This is a genomic window from Bacillus sp. VA13 (genome assembly GCF_055710085.1).
In genome coordinates, this window is the sequence record NZ_JBVQPP010000001.1 from 1,195,386 (window position 1) to 1,209,048 (window position 13,663).

Below are 13,663 nucleotides of genomic sequence, written 5' to 3' on the forward strand. Positions count from 1 at the left end.
TACCCAAATCTCCATATAAGGGTACTGGATATATTTCCCGAGAAATGATTTTATTTAACAGCCACAATGCAAAGACAAGAATCACGCCTAATGACAGAAAGATCCCTGAAATGCTGGTCTTTCAGCAGTTGAATATACATTATCTCTTTTACATCAGTATTTGCATCAATACTGATGTAAAATCGGCCATCAATTTGAAGCACCCGGTAAATTTCTCTTAATGCAAGCCTAATATCAGTGCAGCTCTGAACCGTATGTAAGGAAAACACTTTATTAAAGGTACGGTCATCAAAGGGAATGTTCTCCGGATAGCCATGAAAAATCTCCCCTTTTCCGATGTTTTTTCGATTCGCGCGTGATATTTGCCTTACCTTTCGCTTTGATGGGTCAATGCTTTTTAAGCTTCCCTTTTCCAGTTTCTCGGTTATGCTCTTAAAGACAGTGCCTTTTCCGACTCCAATTTCTAAAATTCTGTCATTTTCTTGTATGTCTATAGAGTCAATCATCATATGCTCAATTGTTTTGGTTTGCTTATATTTCCGAGAAAATAATTTCAAAAGATTCGATCGTTTATAGAGTCTATTTTCTAGCATTTTAAACACCTGCTTTTGGTTTCCTATGTTTATTTATTATATTCGAAAAATAAACATCACCTTCATTTCTAAATGGGAATGAAGATATCAACTAGACGGCAATGTGTTTAAAAATGTTTCAATTGAACTGAACTTTTTCATTTTTTTCCGCAAAAAAAAAGCAGAAAACAAAATGTTTTCTGCCCTATTTCTAGTGCCAATGATAAGGGAATACATACAGCCTATGCTGCTGCATGGCCATTAGCCTCTGCTGACGGAATGGATTTCCATAACCATGTTTGAAGGAATGCGGCATGGACGCATAACCATGGCCTATCGACGGCAGCCTTTTTTGATAATCGTTCATCATGCCATCACCTGCCTTACCGTAACGTTGATTTATCATATGCAGGCAGGCATTTTCTTGACAGCTGTTTCGCTAAACTTGGTCCTTCTCCATTGTATAATGCATCAATAATTCCATTCTAAGCATATGTCATCTCCTCCTTCAGCTTTTCATTGCTTTTAGCGCCAGTTTGTTAAATAAAGATGCTTTAACTGAGACTCTTTCATTTCATCATAAATCTGCTCAATCTGCTGTTCTCGTTCGAATTCTTCCGGGCTTTTAAACCGTTTGTTAATCGTTAACGTTAAAAAGAATAGGTTAATCGTCATATCGCTCACCCCCTTTCAAAGTCCGCTTCAAGCGAAATAACCCGCGGCATCAGTCCTTCTGCCGCGGGCAAATAAAAACCGCAGACAAAAGAAGACACCAATGCCTCTACTGCCTGCGGGGAGTTGCGTATGTCCGACTAATTCCGAATTTAATGCGTGCGATAAGCATCGGTTAAGGAAGGACACGAACTCTTCCACAGGCTGAATGAACCATGAACTTTTACTTGTGCATCACGTACAGGTTGACGTCGTTGTCTCATTGTCATTTTGTTCAGCCTCCTTTGCTTTTTTCTTACTTTGTAAGTATATCCACCAAATTCCATTTTGTAAACATCTTTTTCTAAAAATGGACGGAAATTGTGCAAATCATCGAATAGATTTGTCCTTTGGTCATGATACCTGCTTCATTTCTTTTCTGGAGCGGTCTTTCTTATGATATGCGATAAAGTAAATGAGACCGACAAATACCGCTCCGCCGATGACATTGCCGATAAAAGCCGGAATGATGTTTCCGATAAACTGCCCCCACGTGAACGAGCCAGCAAAAATGGCAGCGGGAATCACAAACATGTTAGCGACAACGTGCTGAAATCCGATTGCCACAAAAGCCATTATTGGGAACCAGATGCCAAGAATTTTTCCTGCTCCGTCTTGAGCGCCGAAAGAAAGCCAAACGGCAAGACATACAAGCCAGTTACAGCCGATGCCGGAAACGAGAACCTTGCCGAAGCTCATATCGAGCTTTCCTTGTGCAACGGCGATTGTTTTTTCTAAATAAGGGCCTGTTTCAGTCAATCCAACCAAATGCCCAAAAAAGTAAGCAACAAACAATGCGCCGATTAAGTTCATAATTGTGACGATTCCCCAGTTAACCGCCAATTCTTTTACTGATATTTTTCTCGAAAATAAAGCCATCGCAACGGACATCATATTTCCTGTGATCAGTTCAGCGCCAGCGAGAACCACAAGGATCAGACCGACGGGAAATACTGCAGCCCCGATCAAGCTGGACAGGCTTCCCCATTCTTTCGGAAGGTCGCCGATCACCCTGATATCAAGCAAGTACCCAAGCGCGATAAATGCGCCTCCTAAAAACCCCAGCACAAGCAGAGACGGCAGCGGAAGCTTTATTTTTTTCACCCCTGCTTCAATTGCTGCATCCGCTATTTCATCCGGTTTCCGAAAAGCCATACTAAAACGCCTCCATTATTTCTTCTTTTCTCACAGTTATGGCAGAAAGGCAATAAAAAAGGCAGCACTCAAATAACCTGTGTAAAACCAGGCGTTTGAATGCTGCCTAACTTGTATGCATACCCATACAACAATATCAAGCAGAATTAAGATATTGAAAGAGAATATATACAGTTCGTGCATACAATCCCATTGCTTTTTGCCTTCTATAACTGTAGCAACATCATATCAAATGTGACAAATTTGTGTCAATGATAAATATGCTAGCTTTGCAGAGCTTCTTTTTGATCATCTATTTTTTTGTCAAAGACAAACACAGATACAGCGATATTTTCCTCAATTTTAATATCAGAAAACAAATGGACAAGCTTAGCCCCCATCAGTTCCTCCATTCCTTCCGGCGTTTGTTTGGAATAAAGATCTTGAATCAGGCTTGTCCTGGCCGCATGTACCATTTCTCTTCCTTCAGGCGTGCGGGCGATAAACTGCTCGCTTGCACTCAGATTTCCGTACAGTGTTGAGACTGCCATGTTTTCTACAAATACAGTATGAATCCGTTCAGGCCCTTTTCCGAACAATTCTTTGCGAAGTTTTCGAATAATATCATTGAACTCATGAATTTTTTTAGACATGCTGATTACCCCTTCCGATACTGCCTCATCAGGCTTTTCCCGGTTCCCCTCAGGACATTTCACTTGGTTAAAATTTTCCTGATATATTGTATTATAATAAATATCACTTTATAATAAAAGCAGTGTTGATGGATTTGTAATAAGATCTTGTTATGAGTCTATCGGTTTATAAAAATCAAGGATTGGTCTGTTAGTAAGACTTGCTAGTGAACTATTCCGCCATGTGTGTTTACACCTTCTTAGAATTAAGGACAGGTGTATCTATACATGGCTTTTTTTGACTTCTTGAAAGAAAGATGGAGGGGAATATGAATATGATGGACGTTAAGTCGATCAGTGTCCGTGTTGACGGAACAGAAATTCAAGCACGAGCAGGGGCCACAATTTTAGATATTTTAAATGAAAACGGAATTGAGTACCCACAGATTTGCCACGTTCCAGAGGTTGACCCGATTCAAACTTGTGATACTTGCATTGTAGAGGCAAATGGCAAGCTGGTTCGTTCATGCTCTACGGTCGCAGAAAATGGAATGTCAATTGACCTTTCCGGAAATCGGGTGAAAGAAGCACAAACCGAAGCGATGGACCGCCTTCTTGAAAATCACTTGCTGTATTGTACGGTTTGCGATAACAACAATGGGAACTGTACGCTGCATAATACAGCGGAAATGATGGGGATCGAGCATCAAAAATACCCATACACGCCAAAAGAAGATCCGTCTTGCGCGGTTGACATGTCTCACCCGTTTTACCGCTATGATCCAAACCAATGTATTGCCTGCGGCCAGTGTGTTGAGGTGTGTCAAAACCTTCAGGTAAATGAAACACTCTCAATCGACTGGGAACGCGAACGTCCTCGCGTGATTTGGGATGAGGGAGTTTCGATCAATGAATCTTCTTGTGTCAGCTGCGGCCAGTGTGTCACAGTGTGCCCATGTAATGCGCTGATGGAAAAATCAATGCTCGGGCAGGCTGGCTTTATGACAGGCATTAAAGAGGATGTCATGGAACCGATGATTGACCTCGTGAAAAACGTTGAACCTGATTACGGCAGCATTTTTGCCATTTCTGAAGTCGAGGCGGCAATGCGTGAAACGAGAACGAAAAAAACCAAAACTGTATGTACGTTCTGCGGTGTCGGATGTTCTTTTGAAGTATGGACAAAAGGACGGGATATTTTAAAGATCCAGCCTGTTTCTGACGCTCCGGTTAACGCGATTTCTACATGTGTCAAAGGGAAATTCGGCTGGGATTTCGTCAATTCTGAAGAGCGGATCACAAAGCCTTTAATCCGTAAAAACGGGGCATTTGTGGAATCTTCTTGGGAAGAAGCCCTCGATCTTGTCGCAAGCAGATTAGGCTCGATTAAAGAGCAGTACGGCAATGGATCTGTTGGGTTTATTTCTTCTTCTAAAATTACGAATGAAGAAAACTATGTCATTCAAAAATTAGCGCGTCAGGTATTTGAAACAAACAACGTCGATAACTGCTCACGCTACTGCCAGTCTCCTGCTACCGACGGATTGTTCCGCACTGTCGGCATGGGCGGTGACGCCGGCACGATTAAAGATATTGCCAAGGCCGGTCTCGTCATCATTGTCGGCGCCAATCCGGCGGAAGGACATCCGGTGCTTGCAACACGTGTCAAACGGGCGCACAAGCTCCACGGTCAAAAACTGATCGTTGCCGACTTGCGCAAAAATGAGATGGCTGAGCGGTCTGATCTATTCATCAGCCCTAAACAAGGCACAGACCAAGTTTGGCTGATGGCTGTTACGAAATATATGATCGACCAAGGCTGGCACGATCAGGCGTTTATTGATGAGAACGTGAATTACTTTGAAGATTATAAAGAAACGCTTAAAACCTATACGCTTGATTATGCAGAACGCATCACAGGCCTTTCTAAAGAAAACATCATTCGAATTGCCGAAATGATTCGTGACGCTGATGGAACTTGTGTCCTTTGGGGAATGGGTGTCACACAAAATACAGGCGGTTCTGATACGTCAGCAGCGATTTCAAACCTGCTTCTTGCTACGGGCAACTATCGCCGTCCGGGTGCCGGCGCTTATCCTCTGCGCGGACACAATAACGTACAAGGCGCTTGCGATATGGGAACACTGCCTGGCTGGCTGCCTGGATATCAGCATATAACAGATGACAAAGCCCGCGCTAAATTTGAAGAGGCTTATGGTGTCGAGATTGATGGAAAGCCTGGTTTAGATAATATTCAAATGCTTCATTCCATTGAAGAAGGAAAAATGAAAGCAATGTATCTTGTCGGTGAGGATATGGCACTTGTCGATTCAAATGCGAACCATGTGCATGATATTTTATCAAGCCTTGATTTCTTCGTGGTTCAGGATATCTTCTTGTCAAGAACAGCTCAATATGCTGATGTCGTCTTGCCGGCTACTCCTTCACTTGAGAAAGACGGAACATTTACCAATACTGAACGCCGCGTGCAGCGATTATATCAGGCGCTGCCGACACTTGGTGACGCGAAACCGGATTGGTGGATCATTCAAGAGGTGGCAAACCGCTTAGGAGCAAACTGGAATTACAGCCATCCAAGTGACATTTTCTCAGAAATGGCGAGCCTTTCTCCTCTGTTTGCCAAAGCAAGCTATGAGGTGCTTGAAGGCTGGAACAGCTTCCTATGGGGCAGCTACTCAGGTGAAAGCACACCGCTTCTGTATGAAGACGGATTTAATTTCCCTGACAAAAAAGCCCGCTTTGCCCTTTCTGATTGGACTGAGCCAGCGGCATTTCCGGAAGAATATGATCTTCATATTAATAACGGCCGGATGCTGGAGCATTTCCACGAAGGAAACATGACAAATAAATCGAAAGGCATTCAAGCAAAAGTGCCGAATGTATTTGTTGAAATCTCGCCTGAGCTTGCACAGGAGCGGGGTGTTTGTGACGGTTCGCTTGTACGGCTCGTTTCTCCGTTTGGAGCAGTCAAATTAAACGCGCTGATCACAGACCGTGTGCGGAAAAATGAACTTTATCTGCCAATGAACTCAACAGACAAAGAGTCAGCGATTAACTTCCTGACGGGGCCTGCAGCTGATAAACGGACGAACACGCCTGCTTATAAACAGACGAAGGTCCGCATGGAGGTGCTTGGAGGCTGCGAAACAGCGCCGCTTCCGAAAACAAATCCGCGGAACAAAAAACGGCACCCGCAAAACGGGGTCGAAGCAGAAAGAAAATGGAACCGTCCGGGCTATGTCCATCTGACTGATTAAACGAAAGGAGGAAAACGAATGGCCACTCCGATTACGACGATCAAAAAAGAAACAAAAACAGCAGAACAAATCAAGCTTGAAAAAATAGAAGAGCTGAAAGAGCTGCTGGCGGAAAATGAGGATGCCGTCTCTAAAACGATGACGTTAATGAATGAACTGAATGAACTTGGAATTTTTGACGCGGCAACAAGCATGCTGAGAGCGAAAGAAGACATCGCCAAGATTGCGCTTGGCCAGGTTTCGCGTGAGCCTGTCACCAATCTCATCAACACGATGATGGCCGCCGGAGGCGCATTAACAAAAGCAGATCCTGAGTTCACAGGAAAGCTTTTAGAAAGCGTGATGGCTGGAACTGAACAGGCGCAAAGCTTTTTAAAAGAAGACAAGAAAGTAGGAATTCTTGACCTTTTAAAAGCCATGAACGATCCTGATATCAACAGAGCCGTCGGCTTCGGCCTTCAGTTTTTAAAAGGAATGGGAAAAGAACTCCAAGAAAAATAATAAAAAAACAGCCATCGCTGAGTTGATGGCTGTTTTTTATTCGTCGGCTTCTTCCAAACGCTTCTTGTAAATCAATGAACGATCAACGCAAAAGAAGGCACCCGCTAAAAACACGCAATCCGCCAAAAACATCATCGATTTCTGGCCTAACGTTAAGCCTTGATCGGGAAGAACTGCGCCTATATATAAAAAAGTGCTGACTGCAAGCAATGTAAAAGCAAAATGCTTGTAGTCTTCTTTTAAAGATTTCATTCTATTTTTATTCAAAAGAATCACCTGCCAGATTCATAGTATACGACTATTATAATATAATCTGGCAGCTTACAGAGAAAGTAATTCTATCCATTTGTTATATATTTTCAAGCGCCTGCTCAATATCTTCCAGCAAATCCTCCGCATCTTCAATTCCTACAGAAATTCTAATCAATCCGTCCGTAATGCCTAATTCAAGCCTGCGCTCTCTCGGAATAGAGGCATGTGTCATTCTTGCCGGAACAGAAATTAAGCTTTCTACCGCGCCCAGGCTTTCAGCAATGTTAAACAGTTTCAGATTCCCTAAAAATGCATCAACCCGCTCTTCACTGCCGATATCAAAGGAGATCATGCCACCGAAGCCAGACCCTTGTGTTTTTGCCAGCTCATGTCCGGGATGATTTGAAGAACCAGGATAATATAACGTTTGGACACCAGGATGATTCTCCAGAAAACTTGCGATTTTCCGCGCATTTTGATCGATCGCTTCCATTCTGAGTCCCAATGTTTTGATTCCTCTCATTAACAGCCAGGAATCTTGAGGGCCAAGGACGCCGCCTGTGGAGTTTTGTACAAAATGCAGCTCTTCTCCAAGCTCTTTCGAAGCTGTCACAACTAAACCGCCGACGACGTCACTGTGTCCGCCAAGATATTTTGTCGCACTGTGAAGCACGATATCAGCTCCTAAAGTAAGCGGCTGCTGAAAATAAGGAGTGTTAAAGGTATTGTCGACGATAAGCAGAACACCCGCTTTTTTTGCGATATCTGCCATGAGCGCCAAGTCGGTGATTTTGAGCAGCGGGTTTGTCGGTGTCTCAATATAAATGGCTTTTGTGTTTGGGCGAATCGCTTTTTCAACTTCTTCTCTGCTGCTTGTATCGACAAATGTTGATTCAATGCCAAGACGATTAAGTACCTTTGTCATCACGCGGTATGTTCCGCCATACACATCATCAGTCAACACGACATGATCTCCGCTGTTAAACAGCATCATAACCGCTGTAATAGCAGCCATTCCAGAACTGAACGCATAGCCTGCTTCCCCGCCTTCCAGCTCTGTCACAAGTGCTTCGAGAGCGGACCTTGTCGGATTGGCCGTTCTTGAATACTCATAGCCGGTATGCTGCCCTGCTTTAGGCTGCTTGTACGTGCTTACTTGATAAATGGGCACGGACACTGCGCCTGTTTTCTCATCACCTGTGATTCCCCCATGAATCATCAATGTTTTTTTCTTCATATCAGATGCCTCCTTCGTAAATTTGTTTGCTGATATATCGATCACTGCTGTCAGGAAATACGGTGACAATGTTTGTTCCTGCGGATGCTTTTTTCGCTTCCTCCAATGCTGCATAAAGCGCTGCACCTGAAGAGCTTCCGATCAGCAGACCTTCTTTTTCTGCCGCTTCTTTCACAAGTCTAAACGCATTCTCATCTGTTACGGTGTAGATCTCATCAAAATGGCTCTCATTCATATAATCGGGGATGAACTCCATGCCGATGCCTTCTGTTTTATGAGTGTGTGGTTCTCCGCCATTTAAAATGGAGCCCTCTGGTTCAACAATCACTGTTTTGACTGCTGGATGTTTTTCTTTTAAGAAGGAAGCAGTTCCTGCGAATGTGCCCCCTGATCCTGCCCCTGCGACAAACGTATGAATATTGCCGTCAAGCGCTTCCCATATTTCAGGTCCAAGCGTCTTGTAGTAAGTCGATGGATTTACTTGGTTTTTAAATTGCAAAACGCAATAAGAATTTTCAATTTCTGTCTCCAGCTGAATGGCTTTTTGAATGGCTCCCTGCATTCCGTCTTGACGCGGTGTATGAATAATTGATGCTCCAAGCGCTTGCATAATTTGCTGTTTCTCTGTGCTGAAATGTTCAGGGACACAGAAAATCGCTTTTAATCCATATTTTCTGGCACTCAGCGCAAGGCCGATCCCTGTATTGCCTGCCGTGGCTTCTATAATCACTCCGCCGGGCTTCACCTTTCCCGACTCCAGGGCGTCACGGATCAGCATATCTCCCAGTCTGTCTTTGATGCTTCCACCGGGATTCATCATTTCAAGCTTGGCATACACTGCGACTCCTTCAGGGACATCAAAGTTCTTCAGGCGGAGAAGCGGTGTGTTCCCAATCAGCTCGGTAATGTCCGTAATAACAGTCATATATGTCCTCCTCCTTGATAGAGGTTGTTTTTAGGGAAAACGGAGGAGAATTCTCCCCCGTTTTTAATGAATTCGTTTGATCACTTTTAACACAAGCTCTGTTGAATTGACAGCCGCCTGCTCTAAAAATTGGTCAAATGATACATGTGATTCTTTTCCTGCGATATCAGATAACGCTCTGATGACGACAAACGGCGTTTTAAATTGATGGCACACTTGAGCTACTGCCGCAGCCTCCATTTCAACCGCGTACAGATCAGAAAATCTCGCACGCACCTCTTCAACCCGCTTTGGATCGTTCATGAAAGAATCGCCTGTTGCGATCGTTCCTTTTGCGACCTGAATGCCGTCTAGTTCAGAAATTGCTTCTTCAGTGATGCTGATCAGCTTTTCATCTGCCGCATAAGCAGCAGGAAGACCCGGAACCTGACCGTATTCATAATCAAAGGCTGTTACATCTACATCATGGTGGCGAACATCAGTAGAAATAACGACGTCTCCTACATTCAGTGTATGATGAAATCCGCCCGCTGAGCCTGTGTTAATGACATAATCAGGCTTGTAACGGTCAAGCAGAAGCGTTGTGCTGATGGCAGCATTTACTTTTCCAATTCCTGATTTTAAAAGAATCACTTCGGTTCCTTCATATTCGCCTGTTGTAAATTCACAGTGTGCGATTGTTTCTGTTTTTGCATTTTCAAGTTTGCTTCTTAGGATGGTAACTTCCTCTTCCATTGCTCCGATGACTGCTAGTTTCATCTATTCACATTCCCTTCACTTTACCGTTTGATCGCCTCCATTATCCACACGAAGTCGTTTTGCTGAGTGAATTGGACTGCAAAACCTTCAGCTGTAAACATCGCTTTCAACGCATCCAATGTAGGATAATGCTCCGTCTCTAAATCATTTGCCAGCTGATAGAAGCCTTGAGAACGGGCTTTATCAATAGCCTGTTGATATGCTTGCACATCTTCAAAGACGGTATCGGCAAACACTATTCTATCATGCAAGTGAAGGTATTTGCCATATTGCTTTATGGCAGCCCGCTTTTCTTCGTCGGTCAAGTGATGAAAAGCATATGAACTGACAATTGTGTCAGCATGAAATGGCGGTTCAGGAAATGCCAGGAAGTCTCCGTCAACGATTTCCGCCCTGCCTGAAAGCTTGTCAGAAGCCAATTTGCGCATTGCGGGAGACGGTTCAATTCCAAATACAGATTTGCCCGCCTCCAGCAGCTTGGCTGTCAAATTCCCCGTTCCCGGGCCAAATTCTAACACATGCGTTCCAGACCTGCTGACGATGGCATCAAGGATATCATCGTAGCCTCTGAACGCTTCTTTATACTGAATATCAAAACCTTGTACTGTTTGGTCATAAGTTGCTGCCCAATCTTCAAAGAGAGGGATAAATTCACGCCCCATATTTGTCACACTCCATATTTTATAATTCCTATATGCATACTATGAATTAATGATGGAACAGTTCCTATAATACCACATCTTCTGGAAAGCAGGTACTAAAACACTTTGTGTATTTTATGCCATCTATATTGCGCGTTTACCGCAAAAAAGCTTATACTTCATATGACTTGTGAAAGCTGGAGGGTCGAGAGATGAATTTTCAATTAGATTTGATAAAAGACAAAGTGGAATTTTTCGAAGCGGCTTCATTGCAGGAGCTTGAAAAGAAAATCAATACACAAATTGAAAACAATAAAGCCATCATGCTCCGGGTGAAATCTGTATCACACCAAACTGCTGTGGCAGACGGAAGAATATTGTACAGCGCGGTTGTTCATTTCGCAGCTGAGGCCTAAAACAAAAGCAGCCGGCTCTTAACCGGCTGCTTTTGTTTATTTTAGTTTTTCTACTTTTGTCGGCTTCCAGCCTTTTTCATCAACCCATGTAATCGTGACTTGATATTTATCCCCAGTCGTCTTGTCTAAAATCTTGCCTTTGGCATCCTGAGGGCTGCCGTTGTTTCCGAGCCAGAGCACCGTCATGTGATCTGTTGAAACACCAGTTGCATATGAAATGGCTTTTAGCATCTCAGCCCAGTCTTGTGAGCTTGAGTCATAAGTGGCTGCGTGCTCGCCCGTCTGCTCAGTTCCGACTGCTTTCCAGTCAGGATTTTCATACGTTTTTTCAACGTCGCTTGATGAGCCGCCTTCAGTAACTTTTGCGTCTTTAAGCGGGTCATCTGAATCTGAGCTTGAGTCTGAATCAGAATCATCACTTTTAGAAGAAGAATCATCTTTTTTGGAATCTGAGTCAGAAGATTTCTCAGAATCCTTTTCGCTGTCAGATGTATCTTTCTTGCTGTCTTTTATATCTTCGTCCGATTTCTTTTCCGTCTTTCCTGAAGCCGGAGATTCCTGTTTTTGCGCTGTTTCAGAATCCTTGCTGACATCTTTGCTAGAAGGACTGTTAATGAAGAGATTAGCTGCTACTACGACAATTAGTATGGATACGATTGCGATTAAAATGTTAAGCACTAAATTAGCTTTCCTGCGCTTATCACGGTTTTCATAACGAGATTGATTATTGCTCAATAATTCTGCACTCCTTTATCCCTCTTGGCTCAGCATATATTTTACCATGTGCTGAGAAGTTGTTCTATTTCTTATTGATTTCAATTTCGTGTACTTTTTTAACAATATCATAAAACACCGAATTTGTCAGAGCCTTATCCCCCGGCGTATCCATGTGTAAAACGACAAGAGCGTATTTCGGCTTATCCGCCGGAAAATATCCGGCAAACCATTTTTCATAGAGCGTTTCTTTCTCCTTTGAAAGCTTGCCTGTCTGGGCTGTGCCTGACTTCCCTGCTACAGTATACGGAAGATCCTGAAACCTTCTGCCCGTTCCGGAAGGAGATTCCACCACCCGCCGCAGCATTTTTTGAAGCTGCTGTGCCGTATATTTATCTATCGTTTCTCCTTTGAGCTTTTGATCTTTAAACTTAACGAGTGTTGTGCCGTTTTTATATTCAATTTGTTCAGCGATTTTCACCTGCCGCTTGTCTCCGCCGCGGGCGATTGTCGCCATCATATTGGCTACCTCGAGTGGCGTTACCCTTACATTTTTCTGCCCGATCGCTGTTTGCGCAATGGCTTTTTTGACTGATTTGTCTTTTTCATCCCCCCAAATCACGCCGCTTTTTTCGTTATACAACTGGCGGAAATCTGTTTCGTGATACAGTTTTCCTTCCCAGCCTGCCCGATCAGTGAGAGCCAGCTTTTCGGACATGTCTTCAATAACCGAGCTGTCTTTTTTCATTAATTGTTCTGCAAGACTCGTAAATGTGTAATTGCAGCTTTGGGCAAAACTTTCATCAAAAGACAAGGTTCCTTTGTCGTCGCCCGGTTCCCCGTACAGGTTTAAATTACAATTAAAGGTTTGGCTCGGCTTCACCGTATCATTTTCGATCGCAGCTGCGGCAATGACTGTTTTAAAAACAGAACCGGGATAGATTGGCGTCAGCATATAATTTTGAAGCGTGTTTTGCCGTGAGACATCGGCATCCGGTTTGCTTACAATTCCCAGAACGCTGCTATTTTCGATGTCCAGCAGCACAGCTCCTCCTTTTTTCAGCCCCTGTTCATCCAATACCTCCTCCATCGCTTTTTGAATGCTTTGATCGATCGTTGTTTTGATCTGGAGCGGATAAAATGTATTGGCTTCAGCTGTATATTTGACGTCCATGCCAAACAAAGGGTTTCCTTTTCCGTCCACATGATATAAAAGCTTTGTGTCTTGTTCCGGAAGCAAAAACTCATCAAATGTCCGTTCTAAACCGGTTGTACCGATTTTTGTTGTAATCGGAAGGTTCTCCATATCAGGATATTTCTTGCGGAGAAGCGCCGGATCTTGATTCGTGCTCCCTATTGTATGTGAAGCAAGGCTGGGCTTGTCTTCATTCTCCATATATACGCCGTAAACGCCGGGATATTTCAAAGAATTGATTTTTGTGATGGATTGTTTCGAAAGTGTTTTGATTTTCTTTTGTTGCAAAATGACCGGTTTTTTCGCTTTTGCGAGTGTCTGGTGCAGTTCATCTTCAGACATGCCGAGGATGTCCGCAACCTTTTTGATCGGCCAATCCTGCGTCAGCAGAAAAGGAAACAAAACAACCGCAGGCTCGCTTTGGCCGGTCAGCGCCTGCCCGTTTCGATCTAAAAAGGAGCCTCTTCCGTCAGAAATGAGCACTTCCTCCGTCCGCTGTTTCACGCTTTCCTGGATCAAATTGATTTTCTTTTTTGAAAATGATTCTGTGAAAAACAGCTGGATTTCCGCCAGCCTTAGCAGAAGCAGAAAAAACACGATCAAAAAAGCAATGACTGCCAGCTTCATTCGTTTCGATATCTTCATAAAAAAACACCTCACCCACATTGTGGACGAGGTGTTTCTTTGCTAAACGGA

Annotated in this window: 15 protein-coding genes; 3 read left to right on the plus strand and 12 right to left on the minus strand. The window is 43.5% G+C overall.

Going from position 1 to position 13,663, the window contains the following annotated elements; all coding sequences use genetic code 11:
- Window positions 1-50: 50 nt before the first annotated feature.
- The 5 genes from AC0C66_RS06245 to AC0C66_RS06265 all read right to left on the minus strand — a co-directional run bounded on the left by AC0C66_RS06245 (window position 51) and on the right by AC0C66_RS06265 (window position 3,070).
- The gene (locus AC0C66_RS06245; protein WP_072181744.1) at window positions 51-593 is read right to left on the minus strand and encodes a class I SAM-dependent methyltransferase; all 543 of its coding nucleotides are present in this window, start codon (window positions 591-593) and stop codon (window positions 51-53) included.
- Window positions 594-783: 190 nt separating this feature from the next.
- A complete protein-coding gene (locus AC0C66_RS06250; RefSeq protein ID WP_014114589.1) occupies window positions 784-942 on the minus strand; it encodes a hypothetical protein in 159 nt (52 codons plus the stop codon).
- 155 nt (window positions 943-1,097) lie between these two features.
- A complete protein-coding gene (locus AC0C66_RS06255) occupies window positions 1,098-1,247 on the minus strand; it encodes a YrzI family small protein (RefSeq protein WP_003237348.1) in 150 nt (49 codons plus the stop codon).
- A 390-nt stretch (window positions 1,248-1,637) separates the two neighbouring features.
- Entirely contained in the window at window positions 1,638-2,438 is an 801-nt protein-coding gene (locus AC0C66_RS06260) for a formate/nitrite transporter family protein (protein WP_003225944.1), read from the minus strand.
- Between the two features lie 263 nt (window positions 2,439-2,701).
- A complete protein-coding gene (locus tag AC0C66_RS06265; protein ID WP_003237353.1) occupies window positions 2,702-3,070 on the minus strand; it encodes a Na-translocating system protein MpsC family protein in 369 nt (122 codons plus the stop codon).
- Between the two features lie 314 nt (window positions 3,071-3,384).
- Here AC0C66_RS06265 and fdhF point away from each other — a divergent pair, with 314 nt between their 5' ends.
- Window positions 3,385-6,327, plus strand: a complete 2,943-nt coding sequence (gene fdhF / locus AC0C66_RS06270) for a formate dehydrogenase subunit alpha (protein ID WP_072182157.1) — start codon at window positions 3,385-3,387, stop codon at window positions 6,325-6,327.
- Window positions 6,328-6,345: 18 nt separating this feature from the next.
- On the plus strand, window positions 6,346-6,828 hold the full coding sequence (locus AC0C66_RS06275) for a helical membrane plugin domain-containing protein (RefSeq protein WP_003225938.1): 483 nt from the start codon (window positions 6,346-6,348) through the stop codon (window positions 6,826-6,828).
- 36 nt (window positions 6,829-6,864) lie between these two features.
- On the opposite strand, the gene AC0C66_RS06280 is transcribed toward AC0C66_RS06275, so the two are convergent.
- From AC0C66_RS06280 to AC0C66_RS06300, 5 genes are all read right to left on the minus strand, one after another.
- Window positions 6,865-7,095, minus strand: coding sequence for a YrhC family protein (locus AC0C66_RS06280; protein ID WP_014114591.1), 231 nt, complete (start codon window positions 7,093-7,095; stop codon window positions 6,865-6,867).
- An 82-nt stretch (window positions 7,096-7,177) separates the two neighbouring features.
- Complete coding sequence (locus AC0C66_RS06285; RefSeq protein ID WP_461845626.1) at window positions 7,178-8,317, minus strand: bifunctional cystathionine gamma-lyase/homocysteine desulfhydrase; 1,140 nt, start codon at window positions 8,315-8,317, stop codon at window positions 7,178-7,180.
- A 1-nt stretch (window position 8,318) separates the two neighbouring features.
- Window positions 8,319-9,242 carry an O-acetylserine dependent cystathionine beta-synthase gene (locus AC0C66_RS06290; RefSeq protein ID WP_461845627.1) on the minus strand — a complete coding sequence of 308 codons (924 nt, stop codon included), beginning with the start codon at window positions 9,240-9,242 and terminating at the stop codon, window positions 8,319-8,321.
- A gap of 63 nt (window positions 9,243-9,305) precedes the next feature.
- Window positions 9,306-10,001, minus strand: coding sequence for a 5'-methylthioadenosine/S-adenosylhomocysteine nucleosidase (gene mtnN / locus AC0C66_RS06295; RefSeq protein WP_061186654.1), 696 nt, complete (start codon window positions 9,999-10,001; stop codon window positions 9,306-9,308).
- Window positions 10,002-10,021: 20 nt separating this feature from the next.
- Window positions 10,022-10,663, minus strand: coding sequence for a class I SAM-dependent DNA methyltransferase (locus tag AC0C66_RS06300; protein ID WP_072566613.1), 642 nt, complete (start codon window positions 10,661-10,663; stop codon window positions 10,022-10,024).
- A 191-nt stretch (window positions 10,664-10,854) separates the two neighbouring features.
- Here AC0C66_RS06300 and AC0C66_RS06305 point away from each other — a divergent pair, with 191 nt between their 5' ends.
- Window positions 10,855-11,058, plus strand: coding sequence for a YrzA family protein (locus tag AC0C66_RS06305; RefSeq protein WP_003225924.1), 204 nt, complete (start codon window positions 10,855-10,857; stop codon window positions 11,056-11,058).
- A gap of 36 nt (window positions 11,059-11,094) precedes the next feature.
- On the opposite strand, the gene AC0C66_RS06310 is transcribed toward AC0C66_RS06305, so the two are convergent.
- Window positions 11,095-11,793: a YrrS family protein gene (locus AC0C66_RS06310; RefSeq protein WP_003225922.1), complete on the minus strand. Its 699-nt coding sequence runs from the start codon at window positions 11,791-11,793 to the stop codon at window positions 11,095-11,097.
- Between the two features lie 64 nt (window positions 11,794-11,857).
- Window positions 11,858-13,612 (minus strand): peptidoglycan D,D-transpeptidase FtsI family protein, encoded by a 1,755-nt coding sequence (locus AC0C66_RS06315; protein ID WP_061186657.1) that lies wholly within the window; start codon window positions 13,610-13,612, stop codon window positions 11,858-11,860.
- Between the last annotated feature and the right edge of the window lie 51 nt (window positions 13,613-13,663).